This window comes from Parvularcula sp. LCG005 (assembly GCF_032930845.1).
In the GTDB taxonomy this organism is placed as follows: Bacteria; Pseudomonadota; Alphaproteobacteria; order Caulobacterales; family Parvularculaceae; genus Parvularcula.
In genome coordinates, this window is the sequence record NZ_CP136758.1 from 2,074,158 (window position 1) to 2,095,385 (window position 21,228).

General features: G+C 59.6%; 20 protein-coding genes and 1 tRNA gene. 12 read left to right on the forward strand and 9 right to left on the reverse strand.

The genetic code is table 11. The features are described from left to right. Window positions 1–29 precede the first annotated feature (29 nt). The 6 genes from RUI03_RS09740 to RUI03_RS09765 form a co-directional block, all read right to left on the reverse strand. A complete protein-coding gene (locus RUI03_RS09740) occupies window positions 30–278 on the reverse strand; it encodes a hypothetical protein (RefSeq protein WP_317287265.1) in 249 nt (82 codons plus the stop codon). Between the two features lie 90 nt (window positions 279–368). Beyond that, window positions 369–1,253 carry an SMC-Scp complex subunit ScpB gene (gene scpB / locus RUI03_RS09745; protein ID WP_317287266.1) on the reverse strand — a complete coding sequence of 295 codons (885 nt, stop codon included), beginning with the start codon at window positions 1,251–1,253 and terminating at the stop codon, window positions 369–371. Next, window positions 1,250–2,068 (reverse strand): ScpA family protein, encoded by an 819-nt coding sequence (locus RUI03_RS09750; protein ID WP_317287267.1) that lies wholly within the window; start codon window positions 2,066–2,068, stop codon window positions 1,250–1,252. The genes scpB and RUI03_RS09750 overlap by 4 nt, the downstream gene beginning before the upstream one ends. Then, window positions 2,068–3,084, reverse strand: a complete 1,017-nt coding sequence (nagZ, locus tag RUI03_RS09755) for a beta-N-acetylhexosaminidase (protein ID WP_317287268.1) — start codon at window positions 3,082–3,084, stop codon at window positions 2,068–2,070. Before nagZ ends, RUI03_RS09750 begins: the two co-directional genes overlap by 1 nt. A 6-nt stretch (window positions 3,085–3,090) precedes the next feature. Next, window positions 3,091–3,894, reverse strand: a complete 804-nt coding sequence (locus RUI03_RS09760) for an SPOR domain-containing protein (RefSeq protein ID WP_317287269.1) — start codon at window positions 3,892–3,894, stop codon at window positions 3,091–3,093. 84 nt (window positions 3,895–3,978) lie between these two features. Further along, entirely contained in the window at window positions 3,979–5,196 is a 1,218-nt protein-coding gene (locus RUI03_RS09765; protein ID WP_317287270.1) for a deoxyguanosinetriphosphate triphosphohydrolase, read from the reverse strand. Between the two features lie 154 nt (window positions 5,197–5,350). On the opposite strand from RUI03_RS09765, the gene RUI03_RS09770 reads away from it, so the two are divergent. The 7 genes from RUI03_RS09770 (at window position 5,351) to RUI03_RS09800 (ending at window position 11,133) form a co-directional block, all read left to right on the forward strand. Further along, complete coding sequence (locus RUI03_RS09770) at window positions 5,351–6,547, forward strand: AI-2E family transporter (protein ID WP_317287271.1); 1,197 nt, start codon at window positions 5,351–5,353, stop codon at window positions 6,545–6,547. Window positions 6,548–6,595: 48 nt separating this feature from the next. Next, window positions 6,596–6,940, forward strand: a complete 345-nt coding sequence (gene erpA, locus RUI03_RS09775; RefSeq protein ID WP_317287272.1) for an iron-sulfur cluster insertion protein ErpA — start codon at window positions 6,596–6,598, stop codon at window positions 6,938–6,940. A 98-nt stretch (window positions 6,941–7,038) separates the two neighbouring features. Then, on the forward strand, window positions 7,039–7,506 hold the full coding sequence (locus tag RUI03_RS09780; RefSeq protein WP_317287273.1) for a hypothetical protein: 468 nt from the start codon (window positions 7,039–7,041) through the stop codon (window positions 7,504–7,506). Beyond that, the gene (locus tag RUI03_RS09785; RefSeq protein ID WP_317287274.1) at window positions 7,503–8,300 is read left to right on the forward strand and encodes an exodeoxyribonuclease III; all 798 of its coding nucleotides are present in this window, start codon (window positions 7,503–7,505) and stop codon (window positions 8,298–8,300) included. The genes RUI03_RS09780 and RUI03_RS09785 overlap by 4 nt, the downstream gene beginning before the upstream one ends. A 90-nt stretch (window positions 8,301–8,390) precedes the next feature. After that, window positions 8,391–9,494 carry an ATP-dependent RecD-like DNA helicase gene (locus tag RUI03_RS09790; protein ID WP_317287275.1) on the forward strand — a complete coding sequence of 368 codons (1,104 nt, stop codon included), beginning with the start codon at window positions 8,391–8,393 and terminating at the stop codon, window positions 9,492–9,494. A 20-nt stretch (window positions 9,495–9,514) separates the two neighbouring features. Beyond that, a complete protein-coding gene (locus RUI03_RS09795) occupies window positions 9,515–10,462 on the forward strand; it encodes a nuclear transport factor 2 family protein (protein WP_317287276.1) in 948 nt (315 codons plus the stop codon). After that, the gene (locus RUI03_RS09800) at window positions 10,459–11,133 is read left to right on the forward strand and encodes a pseudouridine synthase (protein WP_317287277.1); all 675 of its coding nucleotides are present in this window, start codon (window positions 10,459–10,461) and stop codon (window positions 11,131–11,133) included. Before RUI03_RS09795 ends, RUI03_RS09800 begins: the two co-directional genes overlap by 4 nt. A 4-nt stretch (window positions 11,134–11,137) precedes the next feature. Here the strand turns inward: RUI03_RS09800 and RUI03_RS09805 are convergent, their stop codons facing one another. The 3 genes from RUI03_RS09805 to RUI03_RS09815 are packed head-to-tail and all read right to left on the reverse strand — an operon-like array spanning window position 11,138 to window position 15,126. Further along, window positions 11,138–13,330, reverse strand: coding sequence for a 3-hydroxyacyl-CoA dehydrogenase NAD-binding domain-containing protein (locus RUI03_RS09805; protein WP_317287278.1), 2,193 nt, complete (start codon window positions 13,328–13,330; stop codon window positions 11,138–11,140). Beyond that, window positions 13,327–13,911 (reverse strand): hypothetical protein, encoded by a 585-nt coding sequence (locus RUI03_RS09810; protein WP_317287279.1) that lies wholly within the window; start codon window positions 13,909–13,911, stop codon window positions 13,327–13,329. Before RUI03_RS09810 ends, RUI03_RS09805 begins: the two co-directional genes overlap by 4 nt. A 3-nt stretch (window positions 13,912–13,914) precedes the next feature. After that, window positions 13,915–15,126, reverse strand: a complete 1,212-nt coding sequence (locus tag RUI03_RS09815) for an acetyl-CoA C-acetyltransferase (protein ID WP_317287280.1) — start codon at window positions 15,124–15,126, stop codon at window positions 13,915–13,917. A 210-nt stretch (window positions 15,127–15,336) separates the two neighbouring features. Between RUI03_RS09815 and RUI03_RS09820 the strand changes: the two genes are divergently transcribed. From RUI03_RS09820 to RUI03_RS09840, 5 genes are all read left to right on the forward strand, one after another. After that, a tRNA-Ile gene (locus RUI03_RS09820) sits at window positions 15,337–15,412 on the forward strand. A 1,841-nt stretch (window positions 15,413–17,253) separates the two neighbouring features. After that, the gene (locus tag RUI03_RS14760) at window positions 17,254–18,099 is read left to right on the forward strand and encodes a succinylglutamate desuccinylase/aspartoacylase family protein (RefSeq protein ID WP_410795940.1); all 846 of its coding nucleotides are present in this window, start codon (window positions 17,254–17,256) and stop codon (window positions 18,097–18,099) included. A 41-nt stretch (window positions 18,100–18,140) separates the two neighbouring features. Beyond that, window positions 18,141–19,952 carry an ABC-F family ATP-binding cassette domain-containing protein gene (locus tag RUI03_RS09830; RefSeq protein WP_317287282.1) on the forward strand — a complete coding sequence of 604 codons (1,812 nt, stop codon included), beginning with the start codon at window positions 18,141–18,143 and terminating at the stop codon, window positions 19,950–19,952. Window positions 19,953–19,954: 2 nt separating this feature from the next. Next, window positions 19,955–20,752 carry an arylamine N-acetyltransferase family protein gene (locus RUI03_RS09835; RefSeq protein WP_317287283.1) on the forward strand — a complete coding sequence of 266 codons (798 nt, stop codon included), beginning with the start codon at window positions 19,955–19,957 and terminating at the stop codon, window positions 20,750–20,752. 75 nt (window positions 20,753–20,827) lie between these two features. Beyond that, window positions 20,828–21,088 carry a hypothetical protein gene (locus RUI03_RS09840; protein ID WP_317287284.1) on the forward strand — a complete coding sequence of 87 codons (261 nt, stop codon included), beginning with the start codon at window positions 20,828–20,830 and terminating at the stop codon, window positions 21,086–21,088. The last annotated feature ends 140 nt before the right edge of the window (window positions 21,089–21,228 follow it).

The following is a 21,228-nucleotide window of genomic DNA, read 5'->3' on the forward strand; positions in this document are numbered from 1 at the left end:
TGCGGGACAAGGCTCATACAGGATGTGCGTCAGACTTTTGTCTTGTTTTCCGTGGCCTCTACGACCCCGGCATTTTCAGCCGAATGGCTGTGATCGACGATTTCATCCGCTTTCTTCGGTGTCTTCGTCTTGTCATCATCATCGTCGGCCAAGCCCTGCTTGAACGACTTGATGCCCTTGGCCATGTCGCCCATCAGCGAAGAAATACGGCCGCGTCCACCAAACAGGACAACGACAAGAATGAAGAGGATCAGAAAACTCTGCCAGTTCGGGCCCATAGTGACCTCCAAAATTGTTGCGCCTTAGTTAGGCGCGCTTAGGCCCTAACGCAAATAACAGGCGTGTTGGAAAGTGATTTTCCTGCAAAATCAGTCGAAATCGCGATCGTTAGCGTCGTCCACCGCGTCATTCGCGTCGCTATCCAACCCGACGGATGTTTCATCGTCGTGAAAATCACCGGCAAATTCGGCATGACCGGCAAGAGCATCGGCCTCGGCGTTCTCGTCGTCATCATCTGATCGCGGCGTCGGCACGGAAAATCCCGGCGGCAGACGCGCATCGAGCAGGCCAGCGGCCTTGAGGTCCGCCATCCCCGGCAGATCATTTAGTCCTGCGAGCCCGAAATGTTCAAGAAACGACGACGTGGTGCCGTAGAGAACAGGTCGGCCTGGTGCCTCACGGCGGCCGCGCAGCTTCACCCAACCCAGTTCCAGCAGCTGGTCGAGGGAGCCTTTGGCCACGGCGACGCCGCGCACATCCTCGATATCTGCACGACTGCACGGCTGGTGATAGGCAATGATGGCAAGGGTTTCGAGAGCGGCCCGACTGAGCTTGCGGTTCTGGGTCCGCTGCTCGACCAGTACGCCCACCACATCCGGCGCCGTGACGAACTGCCAGCGGCCATCGACCATACGCAGGTTGACGCCGCGATCGTCGTATTCCTCGACAAGCTGCGCCAACAGCGCCGGTACATCGGCATGGCCCACACGGTCAGCCAAAAAGGATTCCGCTAGCGGCTTGGGCGATGCAAAGAGCATGGCTTCAATCTTGCGCTTGGCCAGATGCGCCGAAACCTCCTGAGCGAAGGGGTTATCGAGCTCGGGAATATCTTCGTCGCCATTCATTGCTACGACTGTACTTTCATCGCCGTCAGGGTCACCCCCAAAGGCTTCTTCCAGGCGATCCTGCGCTTCACGTGGACCAAACCGCTCGGCGGTTTCAAGGTCGTCAGCCTTCGCGTTGGCATCACTCATTGCGGTGTCTCCGTGTCGGCATGGCGGCGCAAATAGATCGGTGCAAAAGCCGCCGACTGCCGCAACTCGATTTTTCCGGCCTTGGCGTATTCGAGCGCCGCCCCAAAATTACTGGCGACCACCGACCGGCTCGGCGCATCCACGTTCTGATCGGCACCAATTTCGGTCAAGAGGCACCAGTCCGGAATGTCGCCCAACATCTTGGCGAGGCGGTCACGCGCCGCCTCGAGATTGAAAACTTTCGGCGCTTCGCGGTGATAGACAGGCTCGATCGCCGCGACACGCTGGCGAGAATAGGCCTTTAGCAGGTCGTAAAGGTCGGCCGTCCACTCCGTTGATGTCTGGACCGACAGGTCGTTGGCGGGCCGCGCGAACAGATCGTGTCCCAGCTGCGGACGGGCAAGCAGTTCCTCGGACGCTTTCCGCATGGCATCGAGCCGCTGCAGTTGGAAAGCCAGACGGGCGCTCATCTCGTCAGCGGTCGGCTCCTCGCCGTCCGTCTTGGGAACAGGCAGCAGAAGTCGGGATTTGAGGTATGTCAGCCAAGCGGCCATGACGAGATAGTCAGCCGCCAGTTCAAGGTCGCGCTTCTTCGCTTCGTCTATAAATTCCAGATACTGATTGACCAGGGCGTGCACAGAAATATGCCGCAGATCGACCTTCTGTCGCTGCGCCATGTCCAGCAACATGTCGAGCGGGCCCTCATAGCCGTCGAGCCGGACAATAAAGTCCTGCTCCTCGACCTCTTCCTGACGCACCGGCGCGTCAAAAGGGTCGGCTTCCGCCTCAACATCCGTCACCGAATCAACAACCATCAGGAAAGGCTAGCGCCATTCGTTAACGAAGCAAACTCCTGCTCCGCCGCCGCCACGTCATAAACCCCAGGGTTTATCAACATTTTGAGGGCGCGGTCGCTCCGCCGTTCGGCCTCAGAGGTTAACGCCGAAAGACCGTTGGCCGTGTCGCGCATCTCATCCATATCGCCATTGCAGTGCAGGATCAGGTCACACCCTGCTTCCAGCGAATGGGCGGCCCGATCACGATAGCTGCCGGTTAGGGCCTTCATCGACAGATCATCCGTCATCAGAAGACCATCAAAACCAAGGTCCTTGCGAATGACCTCCAGCACCGGCGGCGACAGGGTCGCCGGACGGTCAGGGTCAATGGCATCGTAGACGATGTGCGCCGTCATCCCCAAGGCGAGGTCATTCAGGGCGCGGAAAGGCGCGAAGTCGATCTCATCCAGGTCCTCGCGACCGACGCTGACGCGGGGCAGTTCAAGATGGCTGTCGGACAGCGCCCTGCCATGCCCGGGTATATGCTTCAGGACCGGCAGGCACCCCCCGGCCAGTGTGCCGTCGGCCACTGCCCGGCCCAGCACCGCAACCTGATCCGGCGTCATACCGAGCGCGCGGTCACCGATAATATCGTGCGCGTCTGGCTGGCGCACATCCACCATGGGCACACAATTCACGTTGCAGCCGACAGACAGCACATCACGCGCAAGGATTTCACCGCCCAGTCGCGCCGCGCGCGCCGCCGTCTCAAGATCGGTTCGCTGCGCCAACAGATCGAAGAGACCCATTGCGGGCCGCTTTGGCACGATATGAGGTGAGAGACGCGAAACGCGACCGCCTTCGTGATCGATCAGGATCGGGGCGTGGCGCCCGACGGTGTCGCGCAACTCGTCACACAGGGCGCGGGTCTGTTCCACCGTCTCGCAGTTCCGGCGGAACAGGATAAAGCCCCAGGGATCAGTGTCGGCGAAAAACGCCCGCTCGTCCGCGGAGAGTGTCTGCCCCGCGCACCCGAAAATTGCTGCGCTGACCATGCCTGATCAGCGTTTCCGCACGAGGCAGTCCTGCCCCTTGGCTTTCAGCTGATCGCAATAGGCCGATGCCGCATCGTAGCTGGCGAACTGGCCAATCCACAGGCGGTTATATTCCTTGCCGTTGACGACAGCATTCTGCACTTCCGGCGCATAATTCCCGACCAAGGGCCCCATCTTCGTCATCATCGAGCCGTAATGGCCAAGTGCTTCATCGCGGGAGCCGAAGGCACCGACCTGAACAGTATGGGTACCCGACCCGACGGCTGGCGTTACTGGTTTGGTCGTTGACGCAGCCGGCTTGGGATCAGGCTGACGCGGCTTGGGCGTAGGCGTCACGGCCTCACGCTGAGGCGCCGTCGTCGTTGAGCTTGGCGTCTGGGTTGGCGTCGTCCGTGGTTGCGTGGTCGGCAGTGAAGCATTGGCGGCAATACGAACATCGTCGGTGGTCGGTACCGTGACGGACCGCGCTGGTTCAGACGTGAAGTCTTCCAGCGGATCAGCCTGAGGATCGACATCTGCCACGACACGCGACGGTGTTGTGTCGTTCATTTCGTCGATGACTTCGCGCCGGGACGAATCAACGTTGGCCAGCGGCACTTCCTCGCGAATCGGCGTCGGATCGGCAGCGATCGTCGGCAGGGCGCTCTCATTGGACGCACGCTGCTGAATACCCTTCTGATAGGCAATGTAGACAATACCCGCAAAGGCCGCGAGCACGATCAGGAAGATCACCAGGATCCAGAAACCTGACAGGCCACCATCGTCGTCAATATCGTCGTAATTCTCGTCCGCTGTCGATGCTGTCGCCATCGCTACCTCCTGCGCCCCTCACCTTAACCTGTTTGCAGGCATACAACCAAGGGGGGTTTTTCGTCTCTCAAAATCTACTCAAATTCACAACCACCGAGTCGCGTCGAACAGTTTCCGATGCTCCTCAATGGCATAACCGTCAGTCATGCCGGCAATGTAGTCACAGATCGCCCGGGCGCGCTTCTCAGGCGACTTGCCTTCCTGTCGCTCGAACCAGACCGGCGGCAGAACCTCGGGCTCGTTGAAGAACAGGTCGAACAATTGCCGCACGACGCGTTTGGCATGGCTGCGCGCCCGGTTCACCTTATAATGTCGATACATTCGCCCCCACAGAAAACCCCGCAATTCCGTCAGTGATGGCGCGAGCTTTTCTGAAAACGCCACCATGGGCACACCCGCCTCGCGCACGGCATCGGCGCTCGTCGGCTTGTAGGTCGCGAGGCGGTCTTTGGTCTCGGCGAATACATCCTCTACCATGCGGCCGATCAGGATGCTGACAGCTTCGGAAATCTGCACGGACTGGGGCGCATCGGGATATTTGGCCAGGATCTCGTAAAGAGCCGGGCCAATCAGCGGTACGTCGCGAGCCTCATCAATATCAAAAAGCCCTGCCCGCAGGCCATCTTCGGTATCGTGATTATTATAGGCGATGTCGTCAGCGAGTGCGGCCACCTGGGCCTCAATCGAGGGATAGCCATCGAGTTTCAGGTCGTGATTTTCGCCATATTCAACAATCGCGGCGGCAAGCGGCGGCGCTCCTGCCCGGCCTTTGAGCTTTGCCAGTTCGTCAGCCAGCGGCCCGATCAGCGGGCCATTGTGCTTGACGGCGCCTTCGAGGGTCTCCCAGGTCAGGTTCAGCCCATCATAGGCTGCCCGGTGGCGTTCAAGTTTGGTCAGTACCCGCAAGGTCTGCGCATTATGATCAAAGCCGCCATAGGGGGCCATGCACTCTTCGAGCACATCCTCCCCCGTATGGCCGAAAGGCGAATGCCCAAGATCATGGGCCAGCGCCACGACCTCGCCCAGATCCTCATCCAGCTGCAGTCGGCGACACAGCGTGCGGGCGATCTGGCTGACTTCCAAGGAATGGGTCAGGCGCGTGCGATAATGGTCACCCTCGTGAAAAACAAAAACTTGGGTCTTGTGTTTCAGGCGACGGAACGCGGCGGAGTGGATCACGCGATCGCGATCCCGCTGAAAAGGCGTACGTGTCTGCGACTCGGGCTCGTCATGCAGACGGCCCCGCGTATTTTCCGCGCGCTCGGCATAAGGCGCCAGAGGGGCAGGAAATGGCAGCGGCATGAGGGACTCCTTATTCACGTCCTGTCCGCCGGTTCGCGCAAAACCTCAAGTCTGAAGCCACCAGAGAGACATTTAATAAAGCAGCGCCGCCCGCAACCTTTTGTCGCGCGAAGGGTTTGGTTTCGTTAGGCGGAAAAAGGAGCGCGCCCTCGGCATGACGGACGGGAACGCCAATAGCGATCTGGGGAACGACACCTCTTCACCGAACAATTCTGGGCCGCTGGGCGGATTGGGCAAATTGCTGACCATTCGGCACAGCTGGGCACTCGTGGCCGTTTTTCTCATCGTCGCCGTCGCCGCGATCATTCAGGCGCGCGCGCTCCTGATGCCCATCCTGTTTGCTTTTCTGCTCGCCATTACTTTTGCCCCCATCCGCCGCGGCCTAAACAAGGCGAAAATCCCGTCGAGCATCGCCGCAGCGGTCATTGTACTTTCATTGATCGGCGTGCTGGTCCTCGGGATCATCGGCCTGTCTGCGCCTGTGCGCAGTTACATGGAGAATGCGCCGGACCTTATCGCCCAGGTCGAGCAGAAACTCACCTCGGTCTCCAGCACGATGGAGAGTGTCAGCAAGGTCGGCAAGGAAATGGAAAAGCTGACACCGACCGATAGCGAAGAAGATGTGGTTGTCATGAAGCAGCCGGGGCCCCTCGCCAAGTTCGCGACTGGCGCGCCGTTGCTCCTCGGGCAAATTATCCTGACCCTGGCCCTGCTTTATTTCATCCTCGCATCCGGCGACATGTTTTACGAAAAGACAGTGCACGCCATCCCCAGCTTCGCCGACAAGCGGCGCGCTGTGCAGATTTTCCGGGACATTGAGAACAAGCTCAGTCGATATTTTCTGACAATTACCGTCATCAATATCGGGCTCGGCGTGGTGACGGGCCTGGCCCTGCATCTGTGCGGCATGCCGAACGCCGCTCTTTTCGGGGCCATGGCATTTGTCTTCAACTATGTCCCCTACCTTGGCGCTGTGGCAGGCACAGCGATTGTCAGCATGGTGGGCGTCCTGACCTATGACACGGTTTCGCCAGCCATTGGCGTCGGTTTCCTGTTCTGGTTCCTCACCGCGGTGGAAGGCCAGTTCGTGACCCCCGTGGCTGTGGGGAAAAGCCTCAAGCTCAATACTGTTGTCGTGTTTCTCGCCGTCGCGTTCTGGGGTTGGGCCTGGTCCGTGATTGGCATGATCATCGCCATGCCGACACTGATCGCGCTCCGGGCCTTTTCCGAACACGTGCCAAAACTGCGGCCACTCGGCACATTCCTCTCAGCGCGCCATGCGGAGATGGATGACCCACCCCGCACCGCCACCGAGCCGGAGCCCGCTGCACAGACCGCGAGCGCGGTCTGACCCTTTGCAGCACGACCGCCAATCCCTATATCGCGTGTAGGAGGCCCCATGGCAGACGGAAGCGATCACCCTCAAATTACCCTGACGGATAGTGCCGCGCGACGGATCGCGAAGATCCTGAAGGGCGAGCCGGATGGGTCCATGTTGCGCATCGCTATTCTGGGCGGCGGCTGCTCCGGGTTTCAGTACGACTACAAGATCGTCACCAGCCGTGAGGACGATGACCTCGTCCTTGAAAAGGATGGCGCCACTGTCCTGATCGACGAGATGACCCAGCAATATATGCCGGGTGCCGTTATTGATTACACCGAAGAGCTGATTGCCGCGGCCTTCAAGATCGACAATCCGCTGGCAACAGCCAATTGCGGTTGCGGCACCAGCTTCTCCATCTGAGACGCTCCGGCTTCTCCTAATGTTTCAAGAAGTGACGGCGCGATTGGGACGACCGGCAAAATCCGCTATGGGAAAGCTTTATTGCCGGGGAGCCCCTCATGCTGACAGCCCTGTTCGCCTTCCTTTCAATGGCTGGCGCCGATCATCATCAACCTGATGAAAAAGACGTCATCCTCGCGGTGACGCAGACGGTCTTTGACGCCATGGCCGCCCATGATGGCGACATGCTCCTCGCAGCTTTCCATTCCCCGGACACACCCCTACGGATCATTCGTCCGCAGGCAGATGGACCGACGATCATTCAGACAGTCCCGGTCTCGACCTTCGCAGCCTCCATCGCGGGGTCCGAACACGATCTGTACGAGGCGGGCCGCGACAGCACGGTGCTTGTCAGCGGGCCCATGGCCATGGTCTGGATGCCGTTCACCTTCCAGCTGGACGGCCAGCACTCCCATTGCGGCGTCAACAACTTTACTCTCGCCATGACGCAAGATGGCTGGAAAATCATCGACAGCGCCTATAACCATGACACCGATTGCGCCGAAGACGGGTTTCCCAAGAAATGAAAATTGCCTCCTGGAACGTCAATTCCATTAATGCCCGCCTGCCCCGCATCCTTGACTGGTTCGATGCAGCCAAGCCCGATGTCTGTGTGCTGCAGGAAATCAAATGTGTGGACGAGAAGTTCCCTGTCAGCGATTTTGAGGATCGTGGCTATAATGTGCATGTCTACGGACAGAAAACCTATAACGGCGTCGCGCTTCTATCAAAGCATCCCGTAGAAGATGTCATCCGGGGCGTCCCGGGGTTCGATGACGAATTCAGCCGCTATATCGAGGCGACAATCACGCCTGACGATGCCCAGCCTGTCCGCGTCGGCGGGCTCTACCTGCCCAATGGCAACCCGGCCCCCGGGCCCAAATATGACTACAAGCTGGCATGGATGGAAGCGTTCGAGGCGCACGCGCGGTCACTGCTCAACACCGAAGAGGCTGTTGTTCTGACCGGCGACTACAACGTCATCCCTGAGCCCGAAGGCGTCTACGACCCGCGCGGCTGGGCCGATGACGCCCTCTTCCGGCTGGAGACCCGCACCGCGTTCCGCCGCATCCTCAATCTGGGGTATACGGACGCTCTGTGGCATACCCATCAGGGTCAGCCATTCTACACCTTCTGGGACTATCAGGCCGGCGCCTGGAACAAGAATAACGGCCTGCGCATCGACCACTTCCTGATGTCGCCCCAAGCCTTTGATCGCCTGTCGAGCGGAGGGGTCGACAAGGATACTCGCGATCCCTCCATCGGCAATGGCGACGTCAAACCGTCAGATCACGTGCCGGTCTGGGTTGAGATGGAATAACGCGACGACGCACCTCACACAGTTGCAAATCACATGCCGAGATTCGGCTCCCCCTTGGCCTTGCGGCGAACAGCCCCTAGAGGGATGTTCATGAAATGGTCCCCCCAACAGGATGAGGCGCTGAAGGCCGCCTCCAAATGGCTGAACGGCAAGCGCGAGTCGCAGGTGTTCCGCCTCTTTGGCTATGCCGGCACCGGCAAGACAACACTCGCGCGGCATCTGGCCGAGCATATGGACGGCGATGTTGTCTTCGGCGCATTCACGGGCAAGGCCGCCCACGTTCTGCGGCAGAAGGGGTGCGAAGGCGCCCAGACGATCCACTCCCTCATCTACCGACCCGCCGTCAGTGAGGACGAAGAGCCCGGCGAGGAAGGCCCGCAATTCACCATCCGCCGGGACGCCCCCGCCGCTGATGCCGACCTCATCATCATCGATGAATGCTCCATGGTGGATGAGGATCTGGGTCGTGACCTCCTGTCTTTTGGTCGCCCTGTCCTCGTCCTCGGTGACCCGGCCCAGTTGCCCCCCGTCAAGGGCGGCGGCTATTTCACGGATCATGAACCGGACATGATGCTGACAGAGGTGCATCGTCAGGCGGCGGACAATCCGATCATCCAGCTGTCCATGCAGATTCGCGATGGAGAGATTCCCCCTGCCGGCGATTACGGCGCGGCGAAGATCATCGCCAAGCGCGACCTCGATCCCAACCTGGTGATGGAGGCCGATCAGGTCCTCGTCGGCACCAACCGCACGCGCCAGCGCTATAACGAGCGGATGCGGGAGCGCCTGGGCTTTGACGGCAATGAGCCATGGATTGGCGAACGCCTCGTCTGCCTGCGGAACAACAAGACCAAGGGGCTGCTCAATGGCGGCCTCTGGACGGTGAAGACCCGTCACGGGAAAAAACGCGGCATGTTGCGCATGGACCTGACGCCAGAAGATGGCGGCCGCGCCACACGCGTTTCGGTCCTGCCCGAATTTTTCAGTGGCGATACCGCGAACATCCCATGGCCCAAACGCCGCAACTCCGATGAATTCGATTACGGCTACGCCCTGACGGTCCACAAATCCCAAGGCAGCCAATGGGACAATGTGGTCCTGTTCGACGAGAGTTATGCGTTTCGCGATGATCGGCTAAAGTGGCTCTATACCGGCGTGACCCGGGCGGCAGAAACCCTGACCGTCGTCCGCTAACCCTGACCTCGGAGGGCCCTATGCGACTGATCCCTGTTTTATTGAGCGCCGCGATGCTGGCCGCCTGTTCTGACGGCGCGGTCGAGATAAGCGATGTCGAGGAGGTCGGCGCCGCCCTGCCCGCGGCGGATTACACCGCCCGCGAAAAAGCTATTGTAGGGGTGCTGAACGATTATTACGCCAGCGCCAAGGCGGCCGATTTTGACCGATGGATTGCCCTGTTTGCGCCCGACGCCATATTCTACGGCACCGATGCGACCGAAGCGTGGCCCCGCGACGAATTCGCGGCCGGCGTGAAGGAAAGCTTTTCCATGGGACAGGGCTGGGATTTTCACGTCCGCGAGCGAAAGGTCACCGTCGCAAAAGACGGCAACACCGCCTGGTTTGCCGAGCTGTCCTATTTTCAGAACACGGACTACCTTCTTCGCCCAACAGGTGTGATGGTGCGGGATGCTTCAGGGGATTGGAAAATTGCGCAGCTGGTGATGGGCGTACCCTTCCCCAACGCGATCTATGAGGCCTTCCTGAGCGGTCTGCAGGCCACCGATGAGGGAGCCTCAGTCCAGATTGCGGCCATTGGCGGCGTCCTCGACACGCTTCACACCGCGGCGGCCAAGGGCCAGTTTGATGAGTACTTTTCGCTTTATACGGATGACGCAATGTTTCTCGGGACAGACGCAACGGAGCGTTGGACGATGGAGCAGTTCCGCAGTTACGCCAAACCGGCTTTTGCCGATGGTCATGGCTGGACCTATGAGGTCGTCGACCGCCATATCGAATTGTCACCAATGAAAAATGTCGCCTGGTTTGATGAGCGCCTGATCAATGACGCCTATGGCGAAACGCGCGGCACCGGTACGCTCGTCCGCACAAATAAGGGCTGGAAGATTGCCCAGTACAATCTCACCTTCACGATCCCCAATGAGGTGGCTGACAAGGTGGTTGCCACCGTCAAGGGCGGGCCGTGACCGCGACCACGAAAACCGGGCGCCCCCTGCCCGAATATCACCCGCCTACCGACCCGTGGCTGGATATTCTGCATGAGGATGACGACATCGTCGTTCTGAACAAGCAGGCAGGACTGTTGTCAGTGCCCGGCAATATCAGTCGCGACAGTCTGGAAACCCGCGTGGCAGATCGATTTGGCGATACACTTGTCGCTCACCGGCTGGACATGGCGACCAGCGGCGTCATCGTCATGCCAAGGGGCAAGGCGAACCTGGCCAATATCGGCAAGCAGTTCGAGAACCGCCAGACCCATAAACGGTATATTGCCATGGTCTGGGGTCAATTGTCATCTGATGCAGGAACGATAGATGCGCCCATGCGCTGCGACTGGCCCAACCGGCCGATTCAGATGATCTGTCATGAGCGGGGCCGTCCTGCCCTCACCCACTGGCAGGTGACGGACCGCTTTGATGACCGAACTCGCGTCGCCCTGACGCCTATCACGGGGCGATCACACCAGTTGCGCCTTCACCTGAAATCGATCGGCCACTCGATCCTTGGTGATGAGTGGTATGCGGATGGCCCGGCACGCGCGGCGGCAGACCGCCTTTTGCTACATGCAGAGGCGCTGACCCTGCGGCATCCGGGATCGGGGGAGATGATGACGTTCATCGCCCCCGTCCCGTTCTGAGCAATCAGGCTGCGTACAATTTGCCGTTCTTGGCGGCCAGGTCCTTGAACATTTGCGGCGGGTCAAACCGTTCGCCATGCTCGCTTGCCAACCGTTCTGCAGTTTCCACGAAGGTATTGACGCCGATCGTGTCGATATAGCTCATCGGGCCACCGGTCCACGGACAGAAGCCCCAGCCAAAGATGGCCCCGAGGTCGGCGGATTGCGGATCGTGCACCACATCCTCGGCGAAGAGGTGCGCCGCGGCGACGAGCTGCAGGAACATCAGACGCTCCTTGACGACGTCCGGTGAAGGCTGCACCGCCTGCAGCGGGAACAGCTCGGCCAGGCCAGGCCACATGTATTTCTTGGCGCCGCCTTCGGGGTATTCATAATATCCCTTACCGACCTTCTTGCCCTTGCGACCCAGTTCGACCACGAACTTTTCGAAGAACTCTTCGACGCCGGTCGGCTTGTAATTGTCGCCTTCCTCCGCCTGCGCCGCTTTCATGATGTTATAGCCAAGCTCCTGGCTAACTTCATCCGTCAACGCCAATGGCCCGACCGGCATGCCCATATGCACAGCGCAATTGTCGATCAGGACGGGACTGATCCCCTCCTTCACCATCAGCGCCGCTTCATTGAGATAGGGCAGAACGACCGAGTTGCAGTAGAAGCCGCGATAATCGCGAACGACAATCGGTGTTTTCTTGATCATCCCGACATAATCGAGGGCCGTCGCCAAGGCGGCATCGCCGCTACCCGAATGCGGAATGATTTCCACCAGCGGCATTTTGTCGACGGGGGAGAAAAAGTGGATGCCGATAAACTGATCCGGTTTGCTCGAGTTTTTCGACAGATTGCCGATGGGGATCGTGGAGGTGTTGGTGGCAAAAATCACCTCCGGTTTGATCACGGCCTCAGTGGCCTTGATGACATCAGCCTTGACCTTCGGGTCTTCAAAAACGGCCTCAATGATGAGGTCGACATCGGCAAGATCGGCATAATCCGCCGTCGTCGCAATGCGGTTGAGAATCGCCTCGGCCTTGTCCTTGGTGATCTTGCCGCGAGAGACACCCTTGTCGTTCAGCTTGGCGGTGTAGGATTTGCCCTTCTCCGCCGCCTCGACGTCGCGGTCGAGCAGGACCACCTCCATGCCAGCGCGTGCAGTGACATAGGCGATGCCAGCGCCCATCATCCCCGCACCAAGGACGCCAACCTTCTTGATCTGAGACTTTGGCACGCCCTCTGGTCGGGCTGCGCCTTTTTCCGCAGCGCCCTTGTTGACGAACAGGGTACGGATCATGTTCCGCGCCTGTGGCTCCATCAGGCACTGTGTGAAATATTTGCTCTCGATCCGAAGCGCGACATCGATCGGTGTGATCGATCCTTCATAGATCGCAGACAGGATGCGCTGAACCGCCGGATAGTTATGGTTCGTCTGCCCCTGCGCAATGGCGGACGAGCCCGCGAATGTCGGCACGACACGGGGGTCCATGGCGCCAGCCCCACCGGGGATCTTGAAGCCCTTCTTGTCCCAGGGCTGGGTAGATTTCGGATTGGCCTTCACCCACTCCTTGGCCTTGGCAACAATCTCCGCATGCGGTGCAATCTCGTGGATCAGCCCTTGTGCCTTCGCGGCATTGGCATCCATATTCTTGCCTTGGGTGCAGATCTGCATCGCCGCCTGCACACCGGCCAGACGCATGATGCGCTGTGTCCCGCCCGCACCGGGGATCAGGCCGACCATCACTTCTGGTTGCCCAAGGTTCAATTTGGGGTTGTCGCTTGCGACGCGGTAGTGGCAGGCGAGCGCCAGTTCCATCCCGCCGCCCAGGGCCAGACCATTGATTGCGGCAGCCACCGGCTTGGCGGTCGCCGTGCCCTTGACCAGATCCTTCGCCGACTGGCCAGCCGTTTCCATTTTTCGCAACAGGCGCTGCAATGTGTAGTTCGCCTCAAAAATGTCCTTGGGCGACGCATCCTCGGGCATGGAGGCGATCATGTTGAGATCCGCACCAGCGAGGAAGCCGGAGTCCTTGCCGCTGGTGACAACAAGACCCTTGATGCTGTCATCCGTACAGAACTTGTCGATCGCCTGTTCGAATTCTTCGATCAGTGCAGCGTTCCAGACATTCATGGACTGGTTTGGCAGGTCGATAGTCAGGAGCGCGATACCGTCAGCGTCCACATCGAAAGAAAAGGTTGTATAGGTCATTGTATACCTTCTGGTTTCCTCGTTTCTTGCTCGTATTTTTCCAAGAACGATCGCAAATCTATAGTGTAATAATAGCCGCCATCGTACCCATCGGGGCGAATTGTACTGTGCACGAACGAATTTCTTATGTTCTCTGACTTCGTGATGTATGATACCGGCTGTGGGGACCAGTTTTCTATTTCACCGATCTTTGCCAGCGCGATATAGGACATCAGGTCCCTCTTCGAGAGATAGGAGGCGTATTCGATCCCGGCACTATGCCACATGTCCAGACAGTCACTTGGCGAACCGGGAAAATCTACACCCTCCAAGCAGTAGGTGTAGTGATCGAAATCCATCTCGTGCCAGCTATCATGCTCTGATAGTTGGAACACGAAAAGATTTGCAAATGGAGGGTGAACCGTGACCCTGTAGGTGTCATGGCCAAACGGGTCGATTTTAATTTGCGGCGCTTCTTTATAATCGCCAACATTGCCGGCGGTGACTCGCGCCAGCTTCACCCACTCAGCATGTGCAACAGCTCCTGAGCCCAACGTTGCGCAGCAGGCAAAGAGGCCAAGAGCGAGAACGTTATGCCTCACAGCTTAAACCCGCTCAATGATCGTCGCCGTGCCCATGCCGCCGCCGATGCAGAGCGTCACCAGCGCGGTTTCCTTGCCGGTCCGTTCCAGTTCATCGAGCGCGGTGCCAAGGATCATGGCACCCGTCGCGCCCATGGGGTGACCCATGGCGATGGCGCCGCCATTGACGTTAATGTCGTCCGGCGTCAGATCCATCGCCTGCAGATAGCGCAGAACGACCGAGGCGAAGGCCTCGTTGAGCTCCCACACATCGATGTCGGATTTTGACATGCCCGCGCGGGCGAGAATTTTCTTGGTCACGAATTCGGGACCGGTCAGCATGATGGTCGGCTCTGACCCGACAGAGGCCATATGCTTGATCCGTGCACGGGGTTTGAGCCCCAGCTTCTCACCGATTTCTTTCGAACCGATCAACACGCCCGCGGCGCCGTCGACGATACCCGAGGAGTTGCCCGCCGTGTGGATATGGTTGACCTTCTCCAGCTCAGGATATTTCTGCAGCGCCACCTTGTCGAAGCCCGGCATCATTTCACCAAGACCAAGGAAGGCCGGCGGCAGACCGCCAAGAGCCTGCATATCTGTCGTCGGACGGATGGTCTCGTCACGATCCAGAACGACCTCGCCAATCACATCGCGAACGGGGATGACAGATTTCTTGAAGTCGCCCCGCTCCCACGATGCGGCAGCGCGCCTGTGCGACTCAACCGCCAACGCATCAACGTCGTCACGGGTGATGCCGTATTTCGTAGCGATGATGTCGGCCGAGATACCCTGGGGCACCACGTAGTTCTTGAAGGTAACGTCGGGGTCCGAGATGATGGCGCCGCCATCGGCACTCATCGGCACCCGGCTCATCGATTCGACGCCGCCGCCGATCGCCATGTCCGCCTCGCCTGAAATGACCTTCGCCGCGGCGAGGTTCACCGATTCAAGCGCCGACGCGCAGAAGCGGTTCACCTGCATTCCGGCGGTCGACTGAGCGTAGTCTGCCTGCAGTACACATGTCCGGGCAATATTGGCGCCCTGTTCGCCCACTGGCATGACGCAACCAAAAATCACATCATCCACATGAGACGTATCCAGATCATTCCGGTCACGCAGGGCCATCAGGACCTGAGCACCAAGCTGGACGGGCGTGATTTCGTGCAGGCTGCCATCCGGCTTGCCTTTCCCGCGCGGGGTTCGGACGGCATCGTAAATATAAGCTTCGGACATATCTCTGGGGGTCCCTGTCATCGCGGCGACACCCGGCGGGCACCGCCATTTCTTATTGCTGATGACTTATAGTTTGTCATACCCGTCGGCAACGGGGGACGCCGTAATTTTCACACAAGAAATGCGGCCATATATTTGCTTTTCAAATATATTCGACGATTGGTCTTTGCTTCCCTACCCGCACAAAAGATGCTATCGCGCCGCTTCAGCGGGCCTGTAGCTCAATGGTTAGAGCTGGCGGCTCATAACCGCTAGGTTGGGGGTTCGAGTCCCTCCGGGCCTACCACCTCACCGCTATTCTCCCTCACGTCTGTCCCTTGCGGAACGCTTCAGATCGAAAGCCGTTGTGTTGTGGCAGCGGTAAGGACGACAGATGTGGCAATAGATCCAAGATTGTTGACGAGCACGGAAGAGCGCAGCACGTTCCAGGCCCTCGTGCTGAAAGACCTCGCCAAGGTCGAAGATCAGTTGCGCGAGGGGCGCGGCGACCGCCAGAGCGGCGGCCTTGTCGGTATCGAACAGGAACTGCAGTTCGTCGACGCGGATATGCGTCCAGCCTGTATCGGCACGGATATCCGGGCATCGCTCAGCGATCCGACGTATCAGGAAGAATTTGCCCGCTTCAATTTTGAAGCGGCCTTGCCGCCCGAAAAATTCGAGGGCAATGTTCTCGGGCTACTGCACGACAATCTCGAGAACCGGCTCGATGCGATTGCTAGCGCGGCACAGCAATATGATGCCCGCCCCATCCTCTGCGGCATCCTCCCATCGCTGGATCTTGATGACATCCGACCCGAAACCCTGACGGGGAAAAGTCGCTACAAGGCCCTGTTTGAGACCCGGCATGCCGATGACGGTCTGCACCACCGCGAATACCGCATCAGGGCGATGGATGACCTTGTGCTGAGGGACAATGGGAGCGTGGTCGACGGCGTGCTGACCAGCCTGCAACTCCACTGGCAACTCGACTACCGGACCGCAGCGCACCACTACAATTGGAGCCAGCTCATCATGGCCCCGGTGCTGAGCGCGGCCGTCTGCTCGCCCCTCTTTCTGGGTCGCCGTCTCTGGCACGAGACACGCATCCCGCTCTTCGAGCAGGTCACCGATATTCCCGGACAGCAATTATCCGCCGTTCGCCGGCGACCCCGTCGGGCCCGGTTCGGGGAGAGCTGGGTCGATGATGTTGTCGATGTCTGGCACACCGATGTTGCTGACTACGAACCCGTTCTTGGGTGCGGGGAAGACGAAGCGGCAGGATCGCCATTCTGTGCATTGCAGCTGTTCAATGGTTCCGTTTACCGCTGGAACCGCGTCTGCCTCGGGGTTGAGGACGATGGCGATGTCAGCCTGAGGGTCGAATCGCGCAGCTTGCCCTCCGGCCTGACATTGCGCGATGAAATGGCCAACGCGGCGCTCTGGTGGGGTCTCATGGCGTATGCGGATAATGTGTCCAAGCAGGATGTCTGCAAGCTGAATTTCGGTCGCGTGCGCGAAAACTTCCAGCGGTCCGCGCGCGAAGGGCTTGAATGCCAGCACTATTGGTTTGGCGACCGGGTGCGTCCCGTAGCAGATATTCTGGCCGAAGACCTTATCCCTTGGGCGGCAGCCGGACTGCAAAGCCGTGGCATTACCGATGCGGCCGAATGGTTGGCACCGGTCCGCGACCGGGTCGCCAATGGGCAGACCGGCAGCCGCTGGATGCTCGACAATATCGAAGCGCTGCGGTCCGATCGCACCGAGGCTGAAGCCGACAAATTTCTGACGGATGCCATGGTCGACTTCGGCCAAAGCGGCCTGCCTGTCGCGCGATGGCCCGCCATTCATCCCCGCACCCTGTCGGCCGCCCCAAAGCCCGCGCACGACGTCCCGCTCCGCGCAAACGACACGCTGGCTCTTGCCGCTGCCCGATTTGACTGGGACGAGGTCGACACGCTGCCGATGCAGTCGATCGCCGGCCGGTCAGACCGCAGCGTTTCCCGTGCGCAGGTCAAGGACGGCATCGAAGCTGGTCTGACAACGGTCGGGGAACTGACGCTGCCGCCATCAGATCAGCCAGCTGACAATACTGCAGACGGATCAATTGACGCCTTTGGTCGACAGGTCCCTCTTCAGCGACAGTACAAAATCGTCGAAGGCCGCGGGGATGGTCCCCTTGTCGTTCTGCTCGCTGGCCTGCACGGTAATGAGAAAAACGGCGTCGCCGTACTGGCCGACCTCTTCGACGACCTCGACGTGGAAGCCGGGGTGGTGGCTGGCGTCCTTGGTAATTTGCCCGCTCTCGCCGCACACACACGATTTGTCGACCGGGATATGAACCGGTCATTTGATGCAACCCTGAAGGATCGCAGCGACTGTGAGGCCGGGGAAGCGCGGGCGCTCCTTGAGATGCTGGACCAGCTGACGACCGACTATCCCAATCGGGAGAAATGGCTGATCGACCTGCATGGTACGTCCGGCCATGCTCCGCCCTATCTGTCGATTTGCGAAACGGTAGACACGTTCCCGGTCGCCCCGAAGCTGCCCATCCCGAAAGTGCTGTTCACACCGGACCAGTTTCCCGGAACGCTGGTCGGCGAAATCGTCCCGAAGAACTGGCACACCGCGACATTTGAGACAGGCTGCCTGTCGGCGCCAGTATCGGTCACCAACGGTGTCGCCGTCGTCCGGCTGATCCTGCATGAACTTGGCGTGGCAAGGCTCAGCGAAACCGTCATCCACCGCTATCACGATGCTCTGCGGGCGCAATCCCCGACCCGCGCGCTGAGCCGCTTCACTCATCGGCATATTATCAGTGATGACGATCAGTTCCGCATGCTGCCCGGCTTTGTCAGTTTCCAGCGGATCGAGAAAGGCGAGCATCTCGCCGATGACCGCAACGGCGCCGTCCTTGCCCCCGCTGACGGCCGGATCGTCATGCCGCTTTACCAGTCCAAGGGACAGACCGGCTTTTACGTCGCAGAGACCTTCTAAACGGTCATTCCATTGGGGTCGCGGTTTGGCTATGGGCAAGCATGGCCTCACCTCTTATGACCCTCCTTGATATTCGCCTGACATTCGGCGGCCAGCCCCTGCTGGCTGGCGCCGACATGATGGTTCACGACAATGACCGAATTGCGCTGGTCGGGCGGAATGGTTCGGGCAAATCGACATTCCTGAAGATCGCCGCAGGGCTTGTTGAGCCGGACAGTGGCGACCGCACTGTCAGAGGGGGCGCAACGTCGCGCTATCTTGAGCAGGACCCGAATTTCAGCCATTTCGAGACGATTGAAGAGGCCGTACGGAGCGGGCTTGGTCCTGGGGACAGTGATCACCTGATCCCGCAATTGCTGGCTGATCTTGGCATGGTGGGTGCGGACAGCCCCAAGAACCTGTCAGGCGGCGAGGCCCGCCGCGTGGCCCTTGCCTGCGCGCTCGCCCCTGAACCCGACGTCCTGTTGCTGGACGAGCCGACCAACCATTTGGACCTGCCCACCATCCATTGGCTTGAAGACTATCTGAAACGGTCCCGCAGTGCGGTCATCGTGATCAGCCACGACCGGCGTTTCCTTGAGACCCTCACCCGCAAGACCGTCTGGATTGATCGCGGTGAAACCCGTCAGCTGTCTGAGGGTTTTGCAAAGTTCGAGGCATGGCGCGACGAGGTCTATGCCGAGGAAGAGGTACAGGCGCACAAGCTGGAACGGCAGATCGTGCGTGAGGAACACTGGCTGCGCTATGGCGTCACTGCGCGTCGCAAGCGGAACGTTCGGCGGCTCGGTGATCTGCACGCCTTGCGGCAGAAGCGTGCAACCCTGAACCGTCCCCAGGGCAGCGCATCGATGGAAGCATCCGAAGCCAATGCCTCCGGCAAGAAGGTGATTGAGGCGAAAAATATCGGCTTCGCCTTCGGCGATCGGCCCATCGTTGATGATTTCACCATCCGCATCAATCGCGGCGACCGCATCGGCGTTGCTGGTCCCAATGGTGCGGGGAAGACCACGCTGCTGCGGCTGTTGATGGGGACACTCGAACCGCAATCCGGCGAAATCGTACACGGAACGAAGCTAGAGCCCGTGACATTGGACCAGCAGCGCGCTGGCCTGAACGAAAGCACACGGCTCGTGGATGCCGTCACCGGCGGCCGCGGTGATATGGTGTCCGTCGGTGGTGAGCCGCGCCACGCCATGAGCTATCTCAAGGACTTTCTGTTCAAACCAGAACAGGCCCGCCAGCCGATCAGCGCGCTGTCGGGTGGTGAGCGGGGCCGCCTTGCCCTCGCGATTGCGCTGGCCCAGCCGTCCAACCTCCTCGTTCTCGACGAACCGACCAATGACCTTGATCTTGAAACGCTGGATGTTCTTGAAGAGGTGCTGAACGATTATCAGGGCACGGTCCTTCTGGTCAGTCACGACAGGGATTTCCTTGACCGCGTGGTCAGCAGCACCCTCGCCCCCGTCCCCGAGGAAGGCGCAGGCAAATGGCGTGAATTCCCCGGCGGCTATTCGGACATGATGGAACAGCGCCGGCTCGCCAAGGCCGCGGTGGTCGCAGAAAGCAAAGCCACGACAAAACCAGCCGATAGTGGGCGGTCGCCATCAAAGCCGACTGGCAAACTGTCCTATAAGGACAAATTCGCGCTGGAGAATTTGCCCAAGGAAATGGCCAAGATGGAGGCCGAGATTGCCCGTCTCCAGACTGTCCTTGCCGACCCCAAACTTTTCACGGCGGACCCGCCCAAATTCAAGGCGGCGAGCGAAGCCCTGACGAAAACTCAAGGGGCCCTGGAGGCCGCAGAAGAACAATGGCTTGAGCTGGAAATGCGTCGCGAAGAGCTGGAGGGATGACAATGGACGTGGATGCTTATCTGCAACGGATCGGGATCAGCACCCGCCCTGCGTCGACACTCGCGGGCCTGGCCGAGCTGCAGGGTGCGCATATCCTGGCCGTGCCGTTTGAGAATCTCGATATTCCCTTGGGCTACGGCATCTCACTGGATCGCGCACATATCTTTGACAAGATCGTGAACCGCCGTCGGGGCGGCTATTGCTTCGAGCTGAATGGGCTGTTCGGCGATTTGCTGCGTGCGTTAGGGTTTGACGCGCGGCCCATCCTGGCTCGCGTTTGGTATCGCAATCCACCCCAGACGTCGCCCCTCACCCATACGCTCAATCTCGTGACCGTTGATGATCACCCCTATCTCGTCGATGTCGGTTTTGGCGGCACCACAGCCCGCTGTCCCATTCCGTTTCGCGCAGGGGCCGAAGTCACTGACGCTGATGGCGGTGTGCGACTTGAAGCAAATGATGAATTCGGCACGATGCTGTATCGTCAGACCAATGAAGGTTGGATGAAGCAGTTCAGTGTGACGGGCGCGCTCGCCTATCCCATGGATATGGAGATGGGCAATCATTTCACCTCCACCAGCCCCCTCACCCATTTCACCAGTTCGATTGTCGCTGGACGCTTCACGCCGGTGGGTCGGCACGGCCTTGTGGGCCGGACACTGACCATCCGCGAAGGCTGGGGCAGCGTATCGCGTGAGGTGTCTGATGACGAATTTGAAGGCGTGCTCGCCTCATCGTTCGGCATTGATCTGGGAGCGGATGCCGATCGTCTGATCGCAAAATTGCCTCCTCTGACATAAGATCAGCGCTGGCCCGGATTTGCATCGATATCGTTCACGATATACGGTCCATCGAACCGTGAGGGAGCCCGCAGAATGACAACCCGTGATGAGATGACCGCTGACCGGAAAACTGACGCGAAGCCGCTGACGGTTGTGCAGGTCGTGACCACAATCACACTCGTCCTGTTGGCCTTGAGCGGTATTGCTCTGGTCATGTCGGGCGTCGCTTTTAAACCTGCAAATGCGCTTCAACAGATCTATCAGCTCATCAGCATAGTCGGCGGCTTGATCATCTTCGCCTTGGCCGGAATCTGGAAAGCGCTCACGCGACTGGACACGAAGACTCGCGGCTGACCCCTGACCTTCGCACCATTTAGGCCATCTGGCATCGTTCATCGGCGTGCTAATAGTTAACGGGCACGAGCCCCGAATAGCGCGCGAAATGGCGGCCGGTGCAGTATCGACCAATCGTCAACGCGCACCTGTTATCGCCG